This is a genomic window from Paraburkholderia nemoris, assembly GCF_905221015.1.
GTDB classification, from domain to species: domain Bacteria; phylum Pseudomonadota; class Gammaproteobacteria; order Burkholderiales; family Burkholderiaceae; genus Paraburkholderia; species Paraburkholderia nemoris.
In genome coordinates, this window is record NZ_CAJNBO010000016.1 from 102,369 (window position 1) to 124,496 (window position 22,128).

Annotated in this window: 22 protein-coding genes; 15 read left to right on the forward strand and 7 right to left on the reverse strand. The window is 62.6% G+C overall.

All coding sequences use genetic code 11. The annotated features are described in order from the left end of the window. The first annotated feature begins 16 nt into the window (after positions 1 to 16). Both KHO33_RS24340 and KHO33_RS24345 read left to right on the forward strand, forming a co-directional pair. Positions 17 to 1,102, forward strand: coding sequence for an AI-2E family transporter (locus KHO33_RS24340; protein WP_054035836.1), 1,086 nt, complete (start codon positions 17 to 19; stop codon positions 1,100 to 1,102). A 228-nt stretch (positions 1,103 to 1,330) separates the two neighbouring features. Continuing rightward, positions 1,331 to 2,566: a PepSY-associated TM helix domain-containing protein gene (locus KHO33_RS24345; protein WP_200563917.1), complete on the forward strand. Its 1,236-nt coding sequence runs from the start codon at positions 1,331 to 1,333 to the stop codon at positions 2,564 to 2,566. A 95-nt stretch (positions 2,567 to 2,661) separates the two neighbouring features. Here KHO33_RS24345 and purU read toward each other — a convergent pair whose 3' ends face one another. The 5 genes from purU to KHO33_RS24370 all read right to left on the reverse strand — a co-directional run bounded on the left by purU (position 2,662) and on the right by KHO33_RS24370 (position 7,941). Continuing rightward, positions 2,662 to 3,531 (reverse strand): formyltetrahydrofolate deformylase, encoded by an 870-nt coding sequence (purU, locus tag KHO33_RS24350; protein WP_054035832.1) that lies wholly within the window; start codon positions 3,529 to 3,531, stop codon positions 2,662 to 2,664. Between the two features lie 118 nt (positions 3,532 to 3,649). Continuing rightward, entirely contained in the window at positions 3,650 to 4,498 is an 849-nt protein-coding gene (locus KHO33_RS24355) for an NUDIX hydrolase (RefSeq protein ID WP_200563919.1), read from the reverse strand. A 67-nt stretch (positions 4,499 to 4,565) separates the two neighbouring features. Continuing rightward, on the reverse strand, positions 4,566 to 5,180 hold the full coding sequence (locus KHO33_RS24360) for a LysE family translocator (RefSeq protein ID WP_200563921.1): 615 nt from the start codon (positions 5,178 to 5,180) through the stop codon (positions 4,566 to 4,568). A gap of 46 nt (positions 5,181 to 5,226) precedes the next feature. Then, positions 5,227 to 5,793, reverse strand: a complete 567-nt coding sequence (locus KHO33_RS24365; protein WP_093643671.1) for an adenine phosphoribosyltransferase — start codon at positions 5,791 to 5,793, stop codon at positions 5,227 to 5,229. Between the two features lie 144 nt (positions 5,794 to 5,937). Further along, complete coding sequence (locus KHO33_RS24370) at positions 5,938 to 7,941, reverse strand: cation:proton antiporter domain-containing protein (RefSeq protein WP_054035830.1); 2,004 nt, start codon at positions 7,939 to 7,941, stop codon at positions 5,938 to 5,940. Positions 7,942 to 8,102: 161 nt separating this feature from the next. Here KHO33_RS24370 and kdsD point away from each other — a divergent pair, with 161 nt between their 5' ends. The 11 genes from kdsD (at position 8,103) to KHO33_RS24425 (ending at position 17,569) form a co-directional block, all read left to right on the forward strand. Continuing rightward, positions 8,103 to 9,086, forward strand: coding sequence for an arabinose 5-phosphate isomerase KdsD (gene kdsD / locus KHO33_RS24375; RefSeq protein ID WP_054035827.1), 984 nt, complete (start codon positions 8,103 to 8,105; stop codon positions 9,084 to 9,086). Beyond that, the gene (locus tag KHO33_RS24380; protein ID WP_200563923.1) at positions 9,086 to 9,646 is read left to right on the forward strand and encodes a KdsC family phosphatase; all 561 of its coding nucleotides are present in this window, start codon (positions 9,086 to 9,088) and stop codon (positions 9,644 to 9,646) included. Before kdsD ends, KHO33_RS24380 begins: the two co-directional genes overlap by 1 nt. Further along, positions 9,643 to 10,251: an LPS export ABC transporter periplasmic protein LptC gene (gene lptC / locus KHO33_RS24385; RefSeq protein WP_054035824.1), complete on the forward strand. Its 609-nt coding sequence runs from the start codon at positions 9,643 to 9,645 to the stop codon at positions 10,249 to 10,251. The genes KHO33_RS24380 and lptC overlap by 4 nt, the downstream gene beginning before the upstream one ends. Positions 10,252 to 10,271: 20 nt before the next feature. Then, positions 10,272 to 10,943, forward strand: coding sequence for a lipopolysaccharide transport periplasmic protein LptA (lptA, locus tag KHO33_RS24390; protein ID WP_093643679.1), 672 nt, complete (start codon positions 10,272 to 10,274; stop codon positions 10,941 to 10,943). Beyond that, complete coding sequence (gene lptB, locus KHO33_RS24395; RefSeq protein WP_120344344.1) at positions 10,940 to 11,725, forward strand: LPS export ABC transporter ATP-binding protein; 786 nt, start codon at positions 10,940 to 10,942, stop codon at positions 11,723 to 11,725. The genes lptA and lptB overlap by 4 nt, the downstream gene beginning before the upstream one ends. 185 nt (positions 11,726 to 11,910) lie before the next feature. Next, complete coding sequence (locus KHO33_RS24400) at positions 11,911 to 13,428, forward strand: RNA polymerase factor sigma-54 (RefSeq protein ID WP_200563925.1); 1,518 nt, start codon at positions 11,911 to 11,913, stop codon at positions 13,426 to 13,428. A 170-nt stretch (positions 13,429 to 13,598) separates the two neighbouring features. After that, on the forward strand, positions 13,599 to 13,955 hold the full coding sequence (hpf, locus tag KHO33_RS24405; protein WP_054035819.1) for a ribosome hibernation-promoting factor, HPF/YfiA family: 357 nt from the start codon (positions 13,599 to 13,601) through the stop codon (positions 13,953 to 13,955). 316 nt (positions 13,956 to 14,271) lie between these two features. After that, positions 14,272 to 14,787 carry a PTS sugar transporter subunit IIA gene (locus tag KHO33_RS24410; RefSeq protein WP_074285509.1) on the forward strand — a complete coding sequence of 172 codons (516 nt, stop codon included), beginning with the start codon at positions 14,272 to 14,274 and terminating at the stop codon, positions 14,785 to 14,787. 140 nt (positions 14,788 to 14,927) lie between these two features. After that, complete coding sequence (gene hprK / locus KHO33_RS24415; protein ID WP_012431656.1) at positions 14,928 to 15,896, forward strand: HPr(Ser) kinase/phosphatase; 969 nt, start codon at positions 14,928 to 14,930, stop codon at positions 15,894 to 15,896. Positions 15,897 to 16,003: 107 nt separating this feature from the next. Next, complete coding sequence (rapZ, locus tag KHO33_RS24420) at positions 16,004 to 16,897, forward strand: RNase adapter RapZ (protein ID WP_054035818.1); 894 nt, start codon at positions 16,004 to 16,006, stop codon at positions 16,895 to 16,897. 39 nt (positions 16,898 to 16,936) lie between these two features. Beyond that, complete coding sequence (locus KHO33_RS24425; RefSeq protein ID WP_054035816.1) at positions 16,937 to 17,569, forward strand: LON peptidase substrate-binding domain-containing protein; 633 nt, start codon at positions 16,937 to 16,939, stop codon at positions 17,567 to 17,569. Between the two features lie 27 nt (positions 17,570 to 17,596). Here KHO33_RS24425 and mutY read toward each other — a convergent pair whose 3' ends face one another. Next, a complete protein-coding gene (gene mutY, locus KHO33_RS24430; RefSeq protein ID WP_200563927.1) occupies positions 17,597 to 18,712 on the reverse strand; it encodes an A/G-specific adenine glycosylase in 1,116 nt (371 codons plus the stop codon). Positions 18,713 to 18,719: 7 nt separating this feature from the next. Further along, positions 18,720 to 19,550 carry a bifunctional DNA-formamidopyrimidine glycosylase/DNA-(apurinic or apyrimidinic site) lyase gene (mutM, locus tag KHO33_RS24435; protein WP_054035812.1) on the reverse strand — a complete coding sequence of 277 codons (831 nt, stop codon included), beginning with the start codon at positions 19,548 to 19,550 and terminating at the stop codon, positions 18,720 to 18,722. An 87-nt stretch (positions 19,551 to 19,637) separates the two neighbouring features. Here mutM and KHO33_RS24440 point away from each other — a divergent pair, with 87 nt between their 5' ends. Together KHO33_RS24440 and lolB are read left to right on the forward strand one after the other, a co-directional pair. Beyond that, on the forward strand, positions 19,638 to 21,479 hold the full coding sequence (locus KHO33_RS24440; protein WP_200563929.1) for a tetratricopeptide repeat protein: 1,842 nt from the start codon (positions 19,638 to 19,640) through the stop codon (positions 21,477 to 21,479). After that, positions 21,479 to 22,111 (forward strand): lipoprotein insertase outer membrane protein LolB, encoded by a 633-nt coding sequence (gene lolB / locus KHO33_RS24445; RefSeq protein WP_200563932.1) that lies wholly within the window; start codon positions 21,479 to 21,481, stop codon positions 22,109 to 22,111. The genes KHO33_RS24440 and lolB overlap by 1 nt, the downstream gene beginning before the upstream one ends. Positions 22,112 to 22,128: the final 17 nt, after the last annotated feature.

Consider the following 22,128-nt stretch of genomic DNA (forward strand, 5'->3'; position numbering starts at 1 on the left):
GGAGACGGAATAAGCCATGGCCAAGCGGAATCAGGCGAGCGACGACGGGCAAGTGCGGGACCTACGCCCACGCCCGGTCAGGCTGACTAGCGACATGAGCCTGCCGAAGCTGTCGGCGGTCGAAATCGGCAGTTACGTGCTGATGCTGCTCGGAATGTGGGCGGTCATCGAACTGAGGCTGCTCGGCGCCTTGCTCGCTGGGCTGCTCGTGTTTCAACTCGTGCACACCATCGCGCCGCGCATCGAGCGGCATATGTCGAGTCAGCGCGCGCGCTGGCTCGCGGTGGTGATCCTCTCGGCGGTGATAGTCGGTGCGCTGACGGGGCTGACGCTCGGCATCATCGAACATTTCGAGAGCGACGTGCCGAGCGTGCAGAAGCTGCTCGACCAGGCGATGCAGCTAATCGACCAGGCGCGCGGCCGGATTCCGCAATTCGTCGCCAACTATCTGCCGGTCGATACCGACCAGATGAAGACCAAGGCGGCCGAGCTGATGCAGACGCACGCGAACATGCTGCAGCAAAGCGGCAAGACCGCGGCGCGCGGCTTCACGCACATTCTGATCGGCATGATCATCGGTGCAATCATCGCGGTCGGCGCGCAGAAGCATATGCAGCGGCTGCCGTTGTCCACGGCGTTTGTCACGCGCGTGACGCGTTTCGCCGACGCCTTCCGCCGCATCGTGTTCGCTCAGGTGAAGATCTCCGCGATCAATGCGGTCTTCACCGGTATCTTCCTGCTGGTGGTCCTGCCGATCTTTCACGACACGCTGCCGCTCTCGAAAACGCTGGTGCTGGTGACGTTTATCGTCGGCTTGCTGCCGGTGATCGGCAATCTGATCTCGAACACGATCATCGTTGCGGTGGCGCTCTCAGTGAGCTTTCCGGCGGCGATCATGTCGTTGGTATTCCTGATCCTGATCCACAAGCTGGAGTACTTCCTGAACGCACGCATCGTCGGTGGCCAGATCGAGGCGCGAGCCTGGGAACTGCTGATCGCGATGCTCGTGATGGAAGCCGCGTTCGGCATCCCCGGCGTGGTTGCGGCGCCGATCTTCTATGCGTATATCAAGCGGGAATTGATTTATCTGCGGCTGGTGTGAGCGTCAACCAGCCTGCGATGCAGGCTTAGCGGACGAGCGAAAAGCGACACTTCGGTGCCGCTTTTTTTACGCCAACGGTCTTCAGGAGGCCAAATCCGTGCGGCGCCAATCACTTACAGAAGACTTGCAAGGGACCACTTGATTCGCATAAGATGCGAACAATTCCCATTTGCATTCTGACACTGTGACCCGCTGTTTCCCTTCGTCTTCCGTTCCGCCGGCTCACTTATGAGGCGGCAACTCGTCCGCCTGCACCGCTGGTTCGGTGTCGCCATTGCGCTGTTTCTGTTCGTCGCCGGCCTGACCGGCGCGATCATCGCGTGGGATCACGAACTCGATGCGGCGCTGAACCCGTCGTTCTTCAAAGCGCGCACCGCCGGTCCGGCGCTGTCGGGACTCGAGTTGGCACGCCGTGTCGAAGCGGCCGACCCGCGCCTGCAGGTGACGTATCTGCCGCTCGACGCCGAACCCGGCCACACGCTGCAGATGATGGTGCTGCCGCGTACCAACCCCGCGACGAAGCAGCCCTACCCGCTCGACTTCAACCAGATTGCCGTCGACCCCGCCACCGGCGACATCCAGGGCCGGCGCGAATGGGGCGCCGTTTCACTCGCGCGGCTCAATCTGATTCCGTTCATCTACAAGCTGCACTACACGTTGCATTTGCCGTTCACCGGCGGTGTCGATATCGGCACGTGGCTGATGGGCATCGTTGGGATCGTGTGGCTGTTCGATAGCGTGGTCGCTCTATGGCTGTCGTTTCCGAGCCTCAAAGCATGGCGCAAGTCGTTCGCATTTCGTCTCGGGCGCGGCGGCTATGCACTCACCTTCGATCTGCATCGCTCGGGCGGCGTGTGGATCTGGGGCCTGCTGGTGATCGTCGCGCTAACGTCGGTATCGATGAATCTCTCTGGGCCCGTGGTTCGGCCAGTCGTGTCGCTAGTCTCGAAGCTCACGCCAGATCCGATCAACAACCCCGAAATTCTGCGTGCGCCGCAACCCGGCGATCAAGTGCTGAGCCGCGAGCGCATCGTGCAGCTAGCCGAGCAAGCCGGTAAGGCGCAGAACCTGAAGGTGCCGCCGGGCGGCGTCTACTACGCGGAATTCCTGCACGCCTACGGCGTCGGCTTCTACGCAACCGGCAACGATCACGGCGATCTCGGCCTCGGCAATCCGTGGATGTATTGGGACGCGGCCACCGGCAAGCAACTCGGCGCGCAGATTCCCGGCAAGGGCACGGCGGGCGACATCTTCATGCAGGTGCAATTCCCCCTGCATTCGGGACGCATCCTCGGTCTCGGCGGACGGATTCTGATTAGCGCGATGGGGATTGCAGTCGCCGTACTGAGCGCAACGGGACTACTGATCTGGCTGAAGAAACTGAATGCGCGCCGCCGTTCCGCACAAAACGCACGGCTCGCGCCGGACGCGCGAAATGCGGGTGGCTCCGCAATGCGGTCCTGATCTGAAGAGGGAAGCGCCGACTCATTCGGCGCAAGCTTGCAGCGGGGTGATGCGGCCACGGTTTGGCCGCCCCGCTGCAAGTGCATCAACTACGCTTAACGGAACACCACCGTCTTGCTGCCGTTCAACACGACACGATGCTCGACGTGCCACTTCACCGCACGCGCAAGCGTCACGCATTCGACGTCGCGGCCGATCGCCGTCAGTTGCTCCGGCGTCATGCTGTGGTCGACCCGCTCCACACCTTGCTCGATGATCGGACCTTCGTCGAGATCTGTCGTTACGTAGTGGGCCGTTGCACCGATCAGCTTCACACCGCGGTCGAATGCCTGGTAATACGGCTTCGCGCCCTTGAAGCTCGGTAGGAACGAGTGGTGAATATTGATCGCGCGGCCAGCGAGCGATTCGCACAGTTGCGGCGACAGAATCTGCATGTAGCGCGCGAGCACTACCAGATCGGCCTGATGCTCGTCGATCACTTCGAGCACGCGCGCTTCCTGCGCGGCCTTTGCGTCCGGCGTGCCGCCCATCAGCGGGAAGTGATGGAACGGAATGTCGTAGCTGGCCGCGAGTTGATAGAACTCCTTGTGGTTCGAGATGATCGCCGGAATCTCGATACCCAATTGACCGGTGCGATAGCGGAACAGCAGGTCGTTCAGGCAATGACCGATCTTCGACACCATGATGACGACGCGCGGCTTCACCGACGCATCGTGCAATTCCCAGCGCATACCGAACTGCTCGGCGAGCGTGGCGAACGACGTACGCAACACGTCCTGGCCCGGGTCGCCGCCGACCTGCTGAAAATGCACGCGCATGAAGAACTCGCCGGTGCGGCTGTCGCCGAACTGCGCGGAGTCGAGAATATTGCTGCCACGCTCGAACAGAAAGCCCGAAACCGCGTGGACGATGCCGGGCCGGTCGGCGCACGACAGTTTGAGGATAAAGCTGTGATCGGTCGACATGACCTGGGTGACTCCCTTCTTCAGTGCGTAGTTTGTTCGGTGTGTCTTATTCGATGCAGCGTGCTACAGCGTGAGATCTGGCTTGCCCGCCAAACCTGCACCCGCGCCTGACTAGCGCTTACGCAAGCACCGGTGGCGCGAACAGCGTCTCGATGCCCGGACACGCGTCTTCGTCGATCCAGCGGCGGCGCAGCAGGCAATCCAGCGTAGCCAGACTCGCATCCACGGTCATTGCGCCTTCTTCGATCCAGCGCGCCACTTCGTCGATGCGCGCGAGCCGGTGTTCACCCACTTCGCCGTCCTGATTGCGCGGCGCGAAATCGGCCGGCAGCGCGAGGTCGTAGATAAAAATCTGTTCGGCCTGCGTGCCTTCCGGCAACGATTGCAGCACATGCGCAGTGCGCCCGGCCGTGGCACGCGCGGCGATCTCCTCGGGAATACCGGCTTCTTCCCAGCACTCCTTGATGATCGTCGCCTCGATGCCGAAGCCCCAGCCAATCCCGCCTGCGACGACATTGTCGAGCATGCCCGGGTCGGTGGCCTTGGTGTCGCTGCGGCGCGCGATCCACAATTGCGGCGCGCCATCCGCGTATTCTACGACGCCGTTCAGATGCACCGCGTAGGTCATCGTGCCGAAGAAGCGCGACGCCGCGCGTTCGATGTAGGCGAGCGGCGGTGCATCGAACGCATTGCGGATCGCGTAAGTCTCGTTGCGCCAGCCGGGAATACGGCCCTCGGCGGCAAGTGCGCCGATCACGGAACCGAGCGCCGCGCTGCGCAGATCGACGGTATTGAACGCGGGCGCGAGCGTGACGCGCGTATTGTCGATTTCAAACACATCGGGCCAGCGCGCGAGCAAGGGCACATCAGTCGAGCGAATCCAGCCGACCTGCTCGGCGTCGATCCAGAACGATAGATGCGCGTGCTTGTCAAAGCGACGCGCGGCGGTGATGCAAGGCAAAGTCATTCACAAACTCCAAACTGGTCTTCTGCTGCGTTCGGTCGGTGTCAGTCGGGCAGCAACGTCAATAACTTCAATCACGCAAGGCGACGCGAATCCCGATTGCGATGAACGTCGCACCAGCCAGCCGATCGAGCCATACGCCCACGCGCGGCCGGCGCTTCAGCCAGCCGCCGATCATCCCCGCGCACACGCCGAACAGCGAAAACACCACCACGGTCTGCAACATGAACAACACGCCGAGTTCGAGCATCTGCACCGTGACGCTTTGCGTGCCGTGCGGCTGTACGAATTGCGGCAGGAACACGACGAAGAAAAGCGTCACCTTCGGGTTCAGCAGATTGCCGAGCACGCTCTGGCGAAACACCGCCGTCAACGGTTGCGGTGCGCGCTCGTGCGCGGTGGCGAGGCCCTGGCTGCGCAGCGCCTTGATGCCGATCCAGATCAGATAAGCGGCGCCGGCCAACTTAATCACTTCAAACGCAACCGGCGACGAACGCAGCAAGGCGGCTACGCCAAGCGCGGCCAACGTGGTGTGGAATGTGATGCCAGCAGCAAAGCCGAGCGCGGCGACGAGTCCCGCCGCGCGGCCTTGCGAGATACCGCGCGCGAGCACTTGCAGGTTGTCGGGGCCGGGCGCCATTGTGATGGCGATCGAGGTTGCGAGGAACAACAGGAAGTTGGGCATCTTTTCTTACCTTCTTTGTGTGCAGGAAGAAGTTGGCATCCAGCGTTCAATGGCCGCCGAATTCAGTCACCGTATAGAGCGGCAGGCCCGCTTTGCGCAGCAAGGCCGAGCCGCCGAGGTCAGGCAGATCGATAATCGCCGCCCCTTCGATCACCACCGCGCCAAGCCGCTCGAGCAGAATCTTGCCGGCCATCATCGTGCCGCCGGTGGCGATCAGATCGTCCATGATCACGACGCGGTCGCCCGGCTTGCAGGCGTCCTCGTGAATCTCGACGGTCGCGGTGCCGTATTCAAGCTCATAGGATTGCGCGACCCGCTTGTACGGCAGCTTGCCCTGCTTGCGGATCGGAATGAAGCCGAGGTTCAGCTCGTAAGCCAGAATCGGCCCGATGATGAAGCCGCGCGCATCCAGCCCGGCGACGTAGTCGAGCTTCGCGTCGATATAGCGCTGGACGAAAAGATCGATCAGCACGCGCAGCGACTTCGGCTCCTGCAGGAGCGGTGTGATGTCGCGAAACTGCACACCCGGCTGCGGCCAGTCGGGCACCGTGCGAATGTGGCTTTTGATGTAGTCGGCCGCATCGAGCGGCGCGCTCGCGAGCGCGTTGGACATGATGTCTCCGGATGGACCTCGGCGGGTCCGATGAAAGGCTAAATCAGATGCGGCCGGCGAAGCGCAAGCGGCTCAGCCGTGGCCGACGACACCGGCCTCGCCGAAACCACACCAGGCAACGCCACGCCGGTCGCACCGTTATTGCTAGGCCGCAGCGGCGCCCGCGCGACGATGCTTCGAAAGCAGTTCTTCAGCTTCGGCCAACTGTTCGGGCAGACCGCGCAACACCACGATGTCGCTCGCGCGCAGCTTGGTGGACGGGTCCGGCTCGACGCCACGGATGCCGTGCCGGCGAATCGCCGTCACCTCGACACCCAGATCGAACAGGCCCAATTCCGCCAGCGTTCGGCCCACCGCGTCCGAGTTTTCGTCGACCGGCACCGATTGTAGCCGCACCTGTTCGTGGCCGTCGTCGTCTTCCATGTCATCCGCGCCGTGGAAATAGCCGCGCAGCAGCGCGTAGCGCTCATCGCGCATTTCCTCGACCCGCCGCACCACGCGCCGCATCGGCACACCCATCAGCACCAGCGTGTGCGAGGCCAGCATCAGACTGCCCTCGACGATTTCCGGAATCACTTCGGTCGCACCCGCGGCCAGCAGCTTTTCCAGATCGGCGTCGTCGACGGTACGAACGATCACCGGCAGCGTGGGTTCCAGTTCGTGAATATTGTGTAACACGCGCAATGCCGACGGCGTATTCGCGTAGGTAATCGCGATCGCCGCGGCGCGATGGATACCGGCGGCAAGCAGCGATTCGCGGCGCCCCGCATCGCCGAACACCACGGACTCACCCGCCGCGGCAGCGGCCTGCACGCGATCGGGGTCCAGGTCCAACGCGACATACGACAGACCTTCATGCTCCAGCATGCGCGCCAGATTCTGCCCGGCCCGGCCGTAGCCGCAAATGATCACGTGACCGCTTTGCTTCAGGCTCTGCGTTGCAATGCGCGTCATCTGCAAGGACTGCATCATCCATTCCGTCGACGACAACCGCAGCACGATTCGATCGGCGTTCTGGATCATGAACGGCGCGGCCAGCATCGACAGCAGCATCGCCGCGAGAATCGCCTGCAACAGGGTGGCATCGACGAGATGCTTGTCGAGAATCAGGTTCAGCAGCACGAAGCCGAACTCGCCGGCTTGCGCGAGGCCGATACCGGTGCGCATCGCGACACCCGGCGACGCACCGAAGAGGCGCGAGAGCCCGGTCACCATCACCGCCTTCAGCAGGATCGGGCCGACCAGGAAGCCGAGCACGATGAACGGGTGCTCCCAGATCACACGCGGATTCAGCAGCATGCCGGTCGTGACGAAGAAAAGGCCCAGCAGCACGTCGCGAAACGGCTTGATGTCCTCTTCCACCTGATGGCGGTAAGGCGTTTCGGCGATCAACATGCCGGCGATGAACGCGCCGAGCGCGAGCGACAGGCCGAACTTGTCCGTGATGAACGCCGCGCCGAGCGTCACCAGCAGCAGGTTGAGGATGAACAGTTCCTGCGAGCGGCGGCGCGCGACCACGTTGAACCAGCGCGTCATGAAGCGCTGCCCCACTATTAACAATAGCGCCAACGCCACGACGATCTTGATCGCGGCCACGCCGAGCGCGCTGACGAGATCTTCCGAATTGCCGCCCAGCGCGGCGATAACGATCAACAGCGGCACCACCGCCAGATCCTGGAACAGCAGCACACCGAAGATATTGCGGCCGTGCTCGGTTTCAATCTCGAGCCGCTCGGCCAGCATCTTGCTGACGATCGCCGTCGACGACATCGCTAACGCGCCGCCTAGCGCCACGCTCGCCTGCCACGTGATGTGCACCCAGCGCTCCAGCACGAAGCCGAGCGTGACAGCCACGGCAATCGTGCCGATCACCTGCAACAGGCCTAAGCCGAACACGAGCCGGCGCATCGAGCGCAGTTTGGAAAGCGAAAACTCCAGCCCGATCGAAAACATCAGGAACACGACGCCGAACTCGGCCAGGTTCTGTGCGCCCACCGAATCGGGAATCAAACCGAACGCGTGCGGCCCGACGACGATGCCGACCGTCAGATAGCCGAGCATCGGTGGAAGATTCAGAAAGCGAAAAGTCACCACTCCGGCCACTGATGCCAGCAGCAGGAATAGCGTCATTTCGAGGGGGGAAATCATCGGCTAAAACGCATCGGTAAAGCGTCCTCGTTCGTCAGCGGAACCGCGCACGAGTAAGGCCGTGCGACAAGGTTGAGGGGCCGGTAAAGGCAGCAATAAAGACAGCGGCTTGGCACAGCAGGCCCGGCGCGGCGAACAAGCGCCTTTGCTATACTCCGCGAATGATAGCGAAAATCAATGGCGACCGGGCACTCGCGCTCGCTCGCGACGTGCTCGACATCGAAGCGGACGCCGTGCGCGCGCTTCGCGATCAACTCGACGATGGTTTCGTCGGGGCGGTCGACTTCATCCTGGGTTGCCGTGGACGCGTTGTCGTTTCCGGCATCGGCAAATCCGGCCACGTGGCCCGCAAGCTCGCGGCCACGCTCGCCAGCACCGGCACACCGGCGTTCTTCGTTCACCCGGCGGAAGCGAGTCATGGCGACCTCGGCATGGTTACGGCAGACGACGTGTTCCTCGCGCTGTCCAATTCCGGTGAAACCGAAGAACTCGTGGCGATCCTGCCGCTCATCAAGCGGCTCGGCGCGAAGCTGATTGCGATGACGGGCCGTCCGTCGTCGAGTCTCGCACAACTGGCCGACGTTCATCTGAATTCTGGCGTGTCAAAAGAAGCCTGTCCGATGAATCTTGCGCCCACCGCCAGCACTACCGCCGCGCTCGCGCTCGGCGATGCGCTCGCGGTCGCGGTGCTGGACGCGCGCGGCTTTGGCCGGGACGACTTCGCCCGCTCGCATCCCGGCGGCGCGCTCGGCCGGCGCCTGCTGACTTATGTGCGCGACGTGATGCGCACCGACGACCAGGTGCCGAAGGTGACGCCTGACGCAACCGTGCGCGACGCGTTGTTCCAGTTGACCGCCAAGCGCATGGGCATGACGGCGATCGTCGATCACAACGATCACGTGACCGGCATCTTCACCGACGGCGACTTGCGCCGCGTGCTCGAACGCGACGGCGATTTCCGCGAACTGTCGATTGCCTCGGTCATGACCGCCGGCCCGCGCACCATCGGTCCGGATCAACTTGCTGTCGAAGCCGTGGAACTGATGGAGCGCCACCGCATCAATCAGATGCTGGTCGTCGACGAAGCAGGCAAGCTGATCGGCGCACTCAACATGCACGACCTGTTCTCGAAGAAGGTGATCTGATGCCCGTCGCCCCCCTTACCGCCACTGAACGCGCAAGCCGCGTCAAGCTGATGATTTTCGACGTCGACGGCGTGCTGACCGACGGCGGCCTGCTGTTTACGGCGGAAGGCGACACGATGAAGGGCTTCAACTCGATGGACGGCCACGGCATGAAGCTGCTGCGCCAGGCCGGCATCGAAACGGCGATCATCACCGGGCGTAAGTCGGGCATCGTCGCGGTGCGGGCGAAGGAAATGAACATCGCCCACGTCTATCAGGGCGTGCAAGACAAACCCCAGGCGTTCGCCGACCTGCTCAAGCAAACCGGGCTGACGGCGGAACAATGCGGCTACATGGGCGACGACTGGGTCGATCTCGGCGTGATGCTGAAGGTCGGTTTCGCGGCGGCGCCGACCAATTCGCATCCTGAAGTGATCGCGCGCGCTCATTGGGTCAGCGAGGCGCGCGGCGGCCACGGCGCGGCGCGTGAAGTCTGCGACACCCTGCTGCGCGCGCAGCACAAATACGACGCGCTGCTCGCGGCAGCCTGTAGCGGCGAACAACGGGGCCTCGTCGGATGAATCGGTTTCGCTGGACCTCACTGATTCCGCTCGTCGCGATGGCCGCGCTCGCCGGCATTACCTGGTGGCTGCTGCAAGCCACGCTACCGCGGCAGAACGAAGGCGTGACGCGCCCCAAGGAGCACACGCCCGACTACTTCGCGGACAACTTCTCGGTTTCCGAACTCGATCAGTCGGGCTCGACGCAATACCGTCTGACCGCCCAGTCCCTGATTCACTACGAGGATGACGAGCTGAGCGACCTGGTCAAGCCGGCGATGCGCGCCTTCCAGCCCGGCAAGCCGATCGTCACCGCGACCGGCGACACCGGCACGGTGAACGGCGACGCCTCAATCGTCAATCTGTACGACAACGCGCGCATCGTGCGGGCCGCCGGTAACGGCGATCCGCAGATGCAAGCAGATTCGCAGCATTTTAGGGTGCTGGTCAACGACGATGTGATCGAGACCGAAAAGCCGGTTAAACTTCAGCGCGGCATGTCTGTGATGACTGCCAGCGGCATGAACTACAACAACGTCACCCGGGTAATGCAGCTGTTCGGCAATGTGAAGGGCGCGATTGCCGCGTCCGAAGGCTCCGTCAGCTCGCCCAAGCAACCCGGGTAATCCATTCCAGGCGTGACTGCATGAACGAATCGTTCCCCCGTTTTGATACCGGCCGCTCGCGCACCCTGTCCGCGTGCCGCGCCGGACTCGCTGCGCTGCTTGTCGCGCTGCCGCTTGCCGGCTTCGCGCCGCTTGCGCACGCCGACCGCGCCGACAAGGACAAGCCGCTGAACGTCGAAGCGGACAACATGACTTACGACGACCTCAAACAGGTCAACATTTTCACCGGCCACGTGGTCGCCACCAAAGGCACGATCGTGATCAGAGCCGATCGGGTCGAAGTGACGCAAGACCCGCAGGGCTATCAGTACGCCACCGGCACCTCGAGCGGCGGCAATCTGTCGTATTTCCGCCAGAAGCGCGAAGGCCTCGATGAATACATCGAAGGCACGGCCATCCGGATCGATTACGACGGCAAGCAGGATCTGACCACGCTCACCACCAACGCCACCGTCAAGCGCCTGCAAGGCCTCTCGACCGTGATGGACCAGGTGCACGGCAGCGTCATTACCTATGACGGCCAGAGCGACTTCTACACCGCGAAGGCGGGTAAGGACGTCGCCGGCCCGGGCAACCCGACCGGCCGCGTGCGCGCCATGCTGGCGCCGCGCAATGGCGGCGCAGCGCCGTTGAACGGCGCGTCGGCCACGCTCGCGCCGTCCACCACGATCCAGGGAGCACCGAACCAGTGAGTTCCTCCGCATCCCTCCCCAATCGCAAACCGGCCGGCACCAGCAGTTCACTGGTGGTCCGCAACCTGAAGAAGCGCTACGGCTCACGCACGGTCGTCAAAGACGTCTCGCTCGACGTGAAAAGCGGCGAAGTGGTCGGCCTGCTCGGCCCCAACGGCGCCGGCAAGACCACCTCGTTCTATATGATCGTCGGCCTCGTGCCGCTCGATGCAGGTGAAATCGACCTGGACGGCAAGTCGATCAGTTTGCTGCCGATTCACAAGCGCGCGTCATTGGGCTTGTCGTATCTGCCGCAGGAAGCCTCGGTATTCCGCAAGCTCACCGTCGAGGAAAACATTCGCGCGGTGCTGGAATTGCAGGTCGAAGACAACGGCAAGCGGCTTAGCAAGGACACCATCACGAACCGCACCGAGGCCTTGCTCGACGAACTGCAGATCGCTCACCTGCGTGAGAATCCGGCGCTGTCGCTGTCGGGCGGCGAGCGTCGGCGGGTTGAAATTGCCCGTGCATTGGCCACCAATCCGAGCTTTATTCTGCTCGACGAACCGTTCGCGGGCGTCGATCCGATCGCGGTGCTGGAAATCCAGAAGATCGTTAAATTTCTGAAGCAGCGCAATATCGGCGTGCTGATCACCGACCACAACGTGCGCGAAACTCTCGGCATCTGTGACCACGCCTACATCATCAGCGACGGCAGCGTGCTGGCCGCCGGTGCGCCGAGCGACATCATCGAGAACGAAAGCGTGCGGCGCGTCTATCTGGGCGAGCACTTCCGCATGTAAGTGCACAAAGGATTGCCGGCGGTGCGAGCGTGCATCCGCCGGATACTTTGCGGCATCCGCACATCAGCATTTTTGACCTGGGCCGTCCCGCGCCCAGCGCCGCCGAAAACGGGCGCACGCGTAATTGCGAATGTCGCAATGTATCGCGGTCGTGGCAAACTCTCTACAATGAATCTCAACTTGCCATGAAAGCCAGCCTCCAACTCCGCCTATCGCAGCATCTTGCGCTGACCCCGCAACTGCAGCAGTCCATCCGGCTGCTTCAGCTGTCCACGCTCGAACTGCAGCAGGAAGTCGCAATGGCGATCTCGCAGAATCCGCTCCTCGAGAATGAGGACGACTGGATCGCGAGTCCCCTGCGCGTGGCGGCCGACGGCTCACTGATCGCCCAGTCGCCCAATTCCTCCCCACCGCCCGACCAGATGGGCGGCAACACGTCGTCTTCGTCCACCAGCAGCAGCGAGCGCGCCGAGAACGGCGAGCCGCAAGGTGTCGACGAATACAACGGCCTCGCGAGCGACAACAACGGCGACGCGTCGCAATGGGACCTCGGCGACTACGGCCGCTCCGGCAATGCCTCAGACGACGACGATCTGCCGCCGCTGCAAATCCACGAATCGAGCACCTCGCTGCGCGATCACCTGATGGCGCAACTTCGCGTCACGCAGGCGAGCCAGCGCGACCGCGCACTGATCACCTTCCTGATCGAATCGCTCGACGACGACGGCTATCTTGCCGCCACGCTCGAGGAAGTGTTGACCGATCTGCCCGAAGAGCTCGAGGTCGATCTAGACGAAATGAACGCCGCGCTTGCGCTGCTGCATAGCTTCGACCCGGCAGGGGTCGGCGCGCGCTCCGCGTCCGAGTGCCTCAAGCTGCAATTGCTGCGGCTCGAACAGTCATCTACGCGCACGCTTGCGCTCGACATCGTCGCCCATCATCTGGAACTGCTCGCGGCGCGCGATTTCACGCGGCTGCGCAAACACCTGAAGGCGAACGACGACGATCTACGCGATGCGCATGTGTTGATCCGCTCGCTCGAGCCGTTTCCCGGCGCCGCTTACGGCAAGGCGGAAGCGGACTACGTCGTACCGGACATCATGGTGCGCAAAACGGCACAGGGTTGGCAGGCGGAGCTGAATCCGGAAGTGGTGCCCAAGCTGCGTATCAACCATCTGTACGCGAATATTCTGCGCAATAACCGGGGTGATCCCGGCAGCGGATCGTTGCGCCAGCAACTGCAGGAAGCACGCTGGCTGATCAAAAATATCCAGCAGCGTTTCGAAACGATCCTCCGGGTCGCCCAAGCCATTGTCGAGCGTCAAAAGAGCTTTTTTGTCCACGGCGAAATTGCCATGCGCCCCTTGGTTTTGCGAGAAATTGCTGATACGCTGGGCCTACACGAGTCAACTGTCTCCCGTGTGACAACCGGTAAATACATGCTGACCCCATTCGGGACGCTTGAATTTAAGTACTTCTTCGGATCACACGTTTCGACTGACACGGGCGGCGCGGCGTCTTCCACGGCGATTCGCGCGCTCATCAAGCAACTGATAGGAGCGGAAAACCCGAAATCTCCTCTTTCAGACAGCCGCATAGCCGAACTGCTGGCGGAACAGGGCTTCGTGGTCGCACGGCGTACCGTTGCGAAGTATCGCGAGGCCCTCAAGATTCCGGCAGTCAACCTGCGCAAGTCTCTGTAGCCCGCCGCCTCCCGCGACGGGCATTTACCGGCCGCTCCGCAGTTGGCGGACAGGCCGGCCGATGCGACCTGCCAGAAGTCAGTCACCGGGGGGCGACTCAGGCAAGCCGACAGATCGACCGGACCTTCGTCATCGTGCGGAACAAGCGGCCTCTAGCTTGGAGAAGCACTATGAATCTGCAGATCAGTGGACACCACCTCGAAGTAACGCCTGCGTTGCGCGAATACGTGATCACCAAACTGGATAGGGTGCTAAGACATTTTGATCAGGTCATCGACGGCAGTGTGGTCCTCTCGGTCGACAACCACAAGGAAAAGGAAAAGCGTCAAAAGGTTGAAATTAACCTGCATCTGAAGGGCAAAGATATATTCGTCGAGAGCTGTGACAGCGATCTCTACGCTGCGATCGATCTGATGATCGACAAGCTCGACCGGCAAGTGATACGCCATAAAGATCGCCTGCAAGGCCATCAGCACGATGCGATCAAGTACCAGCCGGCACCGATACTGGACGTGCCGCCGCAATAAGGAAGATCAGAAGGTCTCTTTACTTTCCTTCGTTTTTCCTCATTCGCCCGCATTTGCTCGCATTTGCGTATCCCAGCCAAACCGCCCGAGACCGGGCGGTTTTTCGTTTCAGGCCGCCTTTTTCAGGCAACCGAGCAGACCGGGGCAATCCTGCGAAGAAACCCATGATGCATGGATGGCGCGCCGCACCATCCGTGGCTACCCTGTTCTATAATGTTCCGGTTACCATCGGGGTCAAGTTAGCTCAAACGGAAATCGGTCGGCCGGAGTCCTGCGCTTTCGGACTCCAACGCACGTCGCCGTGAGCATCAAACGAATGGAACATCACTCAAACGCCCCAGCGAGGAGAACCCAGGCCACGTTTTCGCCTGTCAACATGAATCGTTTAGCCAAATTTCTTCCCCTCGAGAACGTCGTCGTCGGACTATCGGTCACCAGCAAGAAGCGCGTGTTCGAGCAAGCGGGCCTGATCTTCGAGAACCAGAACGGCATCGCCCGTAGCACGGTCACTGACAATCTGTTTGCGCGCGAGCGCCTCGGATCGACGGGGCTTGGTGAAGGCGTCGCGATTCCGCATGGCCGGATCAAAGGCTTGAAGCAGCCGCTCGCCGCATTCGTCCGTCTTGCCGAACCCATCCCCTTCGAATCGCCCGACGGTCAGCCGGTCTCGCTGCTGATCTTCCTGCTCGTGCCCGAGCAGGCCACCCAGCAGCACCTCGAAATTCTCTCGGAAATCGCCCAGTTGCTGTCCGATCGCGAAGCCCGCGAGCGCCTGCACACGGAAGAAGACCGCGAATCGTTGCATCGCCTGCTCACTCAGTGGCAACCTTGATGCATCGGCGGTTATCCGCACGTCGCCTATTCACCCGGCTTCCCGCCTGCAGGCGGGTACAGCCAGGCGAGGTGCGCGGTCCGCGTTAACGAGGCCGCATCCTTTCCCAAGCAAGCGGTCCACACGGGAGTCACCGACTCATGGATACGTCCAGCATCAACGCCCAGAGCATTTTCGACGACAACGCCGCCATGCTGAAGTTGAGCTGGCTGACGGGGCATGAAGGCTGGGAGCGCGGCTTTTCTTCGGAATCGGTCGCCAATGCCACGTCGAGCGCCGACCTTGTCGGCCACTTGAACCTGATCCACCCGAACCGGATCCAGGTGCTCGGCGACGCCGAAATCGACTACTACAAGCGCCAAACCGACGAAGACCGCTCGCGCCACATGGCCGAGCTGATCGCGTTGGAACCGCCGTTTCTGGTGGTGGCGGGCGGCGTCGCCGCTCCGCCGGAACTGGTGCTGCGCTGCACGCGCTCGTCCACGCCGCTGTTCACCACGCCGATGTCCGCCGCCGCGGTGATCGACAGCCTGCGCCTCTACATGTCGCGCATTCTGGCGCCGCGCGCCACGCTGCATGGTGTGTTTCTCGACATTCTCGGCATGGGCGTGCTGCTCACCGGCGATTCCGGCCTCGGCAAGAGCGAACTCGGGCTGGAACTGATCAGCCGCGGCCACGGCCTTGTCGCCGACGACGCGGTGGATTTCGTGCGCCTTGGGCCTGATTTCGTCGAAGGGCGCTGCCCGCCGCTGCTGCAAAACCTGCTTGAAGTGCGCGGCCTGGGCCTGCTCGACATCAAGACGATCTTCGGTGAAACCGCGGTGCGCCGCAAAATGAAGCTGAAACTGATCGTGCAACTGGTACGCCGTCCGGATGGCGAATTCCAGCGGCTGCCGCTGGAAAGCCAAACCGTCGACGTGCTCGGCCTGCCGATCAGCAAAGTGACGATTCAGGTGGCGGCCGGCCGCAACCTCGCGGTTCTGGTCGAAGCGGCCGTGCGCAACACGATCCTGCAACTGCGCGGCATCGATACGCTGCGCGACTTCATGGATCGCCAGCGTCTGGCCATGCAGGACCCGGACAGCCAGTTTCCCGGCAAATTGATCTGAATCCGCGCGCCCCCGGCACCGTGTGACGTCCGCAGCCAACGGCAGGCTGCGACGCCGCGCGCACGGGGACCAGATGCTATGATGAACTGTACGGATTTCACGACTCCATGCGCATAATCCTGATCACCGGTATTTCCGGCTCCGGCAAATCAGTTGCCCTGAACGCGCTTGAAGACGCAGGCTATTACTGCGTCGACAATCTGCCGCCGCGTTTTTTGCCGCAACTGGCCAACTATCTCGCCGACGACGGCCAGGAACGCCTCGCCGTCGCCATCGACGCGCGCTCGAGCGCTTCGCTCGACGAAATGCCCGCGATGATCCGCGACCTGTCGCGCGCCCACGATGTGCGTGTACTCTTCCTGAACGCAAGCACGCAGTCGCTGATTCAACGCTTTTCCGAAACACGCCGCCGCCACCCGCTGTCCGGTTCCACGGCGCATGATGCAGACGTCGGCCTGTTGACGTCGCTCGCCGAAGCGATCGAGCGCGAACGCGAACTCGTGGCGGGCCTAGCCGAATTCGGCCATCAGATCGACACCAGCAATCTGCGCGCGAACGTGCTGCGTGCGTGGGTCAAACGCTTCATCGAGCAGGAAGATGCAGGGCTCGTGCTGATGTTCGAGTCCTTCGGCTTCAAACGCGGTGTGCCGCTCGACGCCGATTATGTTTTCGACGTACGCACGCTGCCGAACCCGTACTACGATCATGAATTGCGGCCGCTCACGGGCCTCGACCAACCGGTGCGGGATTTTCTCGACGCGCTGCCGGTCGTGCATGAAATGATCGACGACATCGAAAGATTTCTCGCCAAATGGTTGCCGCATTTCCGTGACGACAACCGCAGTTATCTGACGGTCGCGATCGGTTGCACGGGCGGCCAGCACCGCTCGGTATTCATTGCTGAGACGCTCGCCGCGCGTCTCGCAACGTCGGCGAATGTCATTGTGCGGCACCGCGATGCGCCGGTTCATGCCGGCGAATCATCGAAGTTAGTGGCTTAACCGGCCGCATCGCGCGGCCTTAACTCGAAGCGTTGCGCCATGTCTTCTTCTACTGTGCTTGCCGATGTGCCGCTGTTTCCGCTGCATACGGTGCTGTTTCCCGATGGACTGCTGCCGCTGAAAATCTTCGAAGCGCGCTACCTCGATATGGCGCGCGAGTGTCTGCGTGAAAAAACGCCGTTCGGTGTGTGTCTGCTGAAAAGCGGCGCGGAAGTGGCGCGCGAAGAAGAGCCTTCGGTACCCGAAGCAATTGGCTGTCTCGCCGAGATCGAAGAGTGCGATGTCGAAGCCTTCGGCATGCTGCTGATTCGCGCACGTGGCACGCGGCGGTTTCGCCTGCTGTCGCATCGCGTGGAAAGCAGCGGCTTGCTGGTCGGCATGGCGGAGCCGCTCGGGGAAGACATCCCGCTCGAGGGCAATGAGCAACTGGCCAAATTCGGTGCGTGCGCGGAAGTGCTCGAACGGATCATCGCGACGATCCGCGAACGCGACCCGGACAGCTTGCCGTTCGCGGAGCCTTTCAGGCTGGAAGACCCGTCATGGGTGTCGAACCGGCTTGCGGAAGTGTTGCCGATCGCCCTTCGTGCAAGGCAAAAATTGATGGAATTGCAGGACGCCGGCGCGCGAATCGACGTGGTTCATCACTATATGCAGCAGCATCAGCTGCTTTGATTCGATGCGCTTTCGGCTCGGGGCTGGCTAGATCAGCGAGCCGTGGAGACTATCCAGTAGTTTGCGCACCGGCGCTGGCACACCGAACGAATCGAGATCGCTTAACGCGACCCATGCGGTGTCCGCGTCGTTAAGCGTAGCCAATGCTCCCACACCGCGATCCAGTTCAGCGAGCCGCGGCTCGATATCCAGCTTGAAATGCGTGAAGACATGCGTGAGCGGCGCGAGCGGTGAGACCGCTCCGTCGCCACCGAAGGCGCGTGCACGCTCGGCAAGCGTGGCTTCATCGGCTGCTTCGGGCAGGCTCCACAAGCCGCCCCAGATGCCCGAAGGCGGGCGCTTTTCCAGCATCACGGCGTCACCGTCGCGCAGCACCAGCATCCATGTGCGGCGCGTCGGCACGGCTTTCTTCGGTCGTGCCGTGGGCAGTTCACGCTGACGTCCGGTCACATTGGCCACGCAATCGGCGGCGAACGGGCAGCGCAGGCAATCCGGCTTGCCGCGCACGCATAACGTTGCACCGAGGTCCATCAGGCCTTGCGTATAGGCGCTGACATCGTCGTCCGATGCGTTGGACGGCAGCAGCGATTCCGCCAGCGTCCACATCGCGTTCTCGACTTTCTTTTCGCCCGGAAAACCTTCCACGCCGAACACCCGCGCCAGCACGCGCTTCACGTTGCCGTCGAGAATCGTGGCGCGCGCGCCAAACGCGAAAGAGGCGATCGCCGCTGCCGTCGAGCGGCCGATGCCCGGCAATTCAGCGAGTTCGTCTGCCGACGCGGGAAACGCACCGCCATGCTGCTCGACGACCACCTGCGCGCAGCGATGCAGATTGCGTGCGCGCGAGTAATAACCGAGGCCGGCCCACAGCGCCATCACATCGTCTGCCGGCGCGGCGGCGAGCGAGGCGACATCCGGACAACGCGCGAGAAACTTGGCGTAGTACGGAATCACCGTCGATACCTGCGTTTGCTGCAGCATGATTTCCGACAGCCAGATGCGATACGGATCGCGCGTGTTCTGCCAGGGCAGGTCATGGCGGCCATGCTGGCGCTGCCACGCAATCAGCCGCGCGGAAAAATCAGACATGACGGGAAAGGCGGGCACAGCGGACGCGGCGGACGGGCTTATACGAGAAGGCATCGAAAATTTAGCGCTGGCAGGTGGGACAGAAATACGTAGAACGCTGCCCCTGCACGATCTGTTTGATCGGCGTTCCACACACGCGGCATGGCAGCCCCGCGCGATCATAGACGAAATAGTCGAGCTGGAAGTAACCGCTTTCGCCATCGCTGCCGACGAAATCACGCAGCGTGCTGCCGCCCTTCTCAATCGCTGCGGCGAGCGTGACGCGCACCGCGTCGGCCAGCAGATCGTAGCGCACGAGCGAGACGCGGCCTGCCGCAGTGGTGGGCCGGATACCGGCGCGAAAGAGACTTTCGGATGCGTAGATATTACCCACGCCGACCACGATCTCCCCTGCCAGCAAGGCCTGCTTCACCGACACCTTGCGCCCGCGCGTGAGCCGGTGCATCAACGCGCCGGAGAACGCCGGCGAAAACGGCTCGACACCGAGGCTCGCGAGCAGCGGATGCTCGAGCACGCCACCGGCTTCGCGCGGGTGCCACAACACCGCGCCGAAGCGCCGCGGATCGCGATAGCGCAAAATGAATTCGTCGAAAATCCAGTCGATGTGATCGTGTTTCGCCGCAGCGGGTGGACGCGGCACATGACGCAGCACACGCAGCGTGCCGGTCATGCCCAGATGCACAATGAACCAGCCGGCGTCGATCTCGAACAGCAGATACTTGCCCCGCCGTTCGACCTTGCGCACCACGCTGCCACGCAAGGTTTTCGCAAGGTCCGCCGGAATCGGCCAACGCAGCGCGGGCGTGCGCACATCGACGCGTTCAACCTTGCGCCCGGACACATACGGTTCGATTCCCCTTCGGGTAACCTCAACTTCTGGCAACTCTGGCATGTCTAACTGGTCTGCAACTTGCGTGAGTGGTTGTGCGCTTATTGTAGCGAGCGCGTTACAATCGTCCGAAACATTGAACGGATTTCCATGAACTTGTCCTTCGTGAAGCTGTTTTCGAAGCGCCCGGCTGGCGCATCCCGCGTGCCGCACGCCGTGTCCGCTCGCCGCCTGCTCGGTGCCGCCGCGCTTGCCGTCTGGGCGCTGGCAGCCGTGCCCGCGCACGCGCAGGACCCGTCGCCAGACTCGGATGACACGTCCGTCACCCTGCCTGACCCGCTCGGCCCGGCAACGGCAGAAGACCAGAAGTCTCTGCCGGGTGTGCCGCTGTCCAGCCAGATCGTATTCCAGGTGCTCGCCGCTGAAGTCGCATTGCAACGTGACCAGCCGGCGCCCGCCTACCAGACCTATCTCGCGCTCGCGCGCGACACGCATGATCCGCGCATGGCGCAACGCGCCACGGAAATCGCGCTGGCCGCGCAAAGCCCGTCAGACGCATTGGCCGCCGCGCAATTGTGGCAGCAGTATGCGCCGGATTCGGAACGCGCCGCGCAACTCGACGCATCGCTGCTCGTGCTGTCCGGCAAGCCGGACGACGCCGCACCGATCCTCGCCCGCGAACTCGCGAGAGTGCCGGCCGACAATCGCGGTAGCGCGATTCTGGCGCTGCAGCTGCTGCTCTCGCGCGGTCCGAACCGGATCGGCGGCTTGCATGTGCTGCAGGATCTGCTGAAGAACGACCTGAACCGGCCCGAGGCGCAGCTTGCCATCGCGCGCCAGCAGCTCGTTTCCGACGACGCACCGGGCGCGCGCAAGTCGCTCGAGCAGGCGCTCACGCTCAAGCCGGACTATTTGCCGGCCGCGCTGATGCTGTCGCAGATGGGCCCGGAGGAGCGCAAGGAAGGCATCGCGTCGCTCGAAAAGTACGTGCAGCAGAATCCGAAATCGCATGACGCGCGTCTCGCGCTCGCGCAGATGTACCTCGCGAGTGACCGTCTGGACGACGCGCAGAAGCAGTTCGAGATCATGCACAAGAACAACGCGACCGACCTCACGCCGCTGATGGCGCTCGCGCTGATCAAGATCCAGCAGAAGAATTTCACCGAGGCGCAGACCTATCTGACCCAGTACGCGCAGCAAGCCGAGAAAACGCCAGGCGCCGATCCGGGCCAGGCGTATATCTATCTTGCGCAACTGTCGCTGGAACAGAAGAACGAAGCGGCAGCGAGCGACTGGCTGAACAAGGTTTCACCAGCCAGCCAGCAATTCGTGCCGGCGCAGATCACGCGGGCGCAATTGCTCGCCAAGCAGGGCAAGACTGAAGATGCGCGCAAGCTGCTGGCCAACCTGCAGGCGCCCGATCCGCGCGACCAGGCGTTGATTGCCCGCACCGACGCAGCCATTCTGTTCGACGCGAAGCGCTATCCGGAGGCGGAAACACGCCTGCAACAAGCCACCGCGAATTTCCCGGACGACCCCGATCTCACCTACGACTACGCCATGGCCGCCGAAAAAACCGGCCGTTACGACGTCATGGAAGCGCAACTGCGCAAGCTGATCCAGACGCAGCCGGACAATCCGCAGGCTTATAACGCGCTCGGCTATTCGCTGGCCGATCGCAATCAGCGCCTCTCGGAAGCGGACAAGCTGGTCGAGAAGGCCTCGGCGCTGGCGCCGAACGACGCGTTCATCATGGACAGCGTCGGCTGGGTCAAGTACCGGATGGGCGATACGTCGGATGCCATCAAGCTGCTGCGCAAAGCGTACGACCTCCAGCCGAACGCCGAAATCGGCGCGCATCTCGGTGAAGTGCTGTGGAAAACCGGCGCGCAGGATCAGGCTCGCGCCGCTTTCCGCGACGCACGCAAGCTCGAACCGGACAACGACACCCTGGTCAAAACGCTTCAACGTCTTCAGGTGAACGATCTTTGATGCGTCTTTCCCGCTTCATCTCCTATCCCCGGGCGCCGCGTGGCGCGGCGCTCGGATTCGTAGCGGCAGCGGTTGTCGCGTTGGCTGGTTGTGCATCGGTTAAGCCGCAGGGGCCGTCCACGTCGAATGCGGCAACGTCCGTCACTGCCCAGACCTCGCGTGCTTATCAAGGCCGTTTCGCGATCCAGTACAACGATCAGAACGGCCAGCAGCGCAATGCCTATGGCAATTTCACCTGGCAGGAAACGGGTGACACAGTCACCCTGCAATTGCGCAATCCGCTTGGGCAGACGCTCGCTATCGTGACTTCGTCGCCGGCCTCGGCCACGCTCGAACTGCCGAATCGCCAACCGCTCACCGCCGACAACGTCTCCACGCTGATGCAGAACGCGCTCGGCTTCGCGCTGCCGGTCGAAGGGCTGCGTTATTGGCTGCAACCGTCGCCTGCACCGACTTCGCGCGCGAAAACCGAGAAGGATCCTGAGCAGCCTTCGCGTCTGAAGCAGATCACGCAGGACGGCTGGACGATCGATTACCTGGCGTATGCCGACGCACCGGCCACCGGCGTGAAGCGCCTGAATCTGAGCCGCTCGGAACCGCCGCTCGACATCAAGCTCGTGCTGGATCAGTAGTTCAGTAGCCGCGCCTG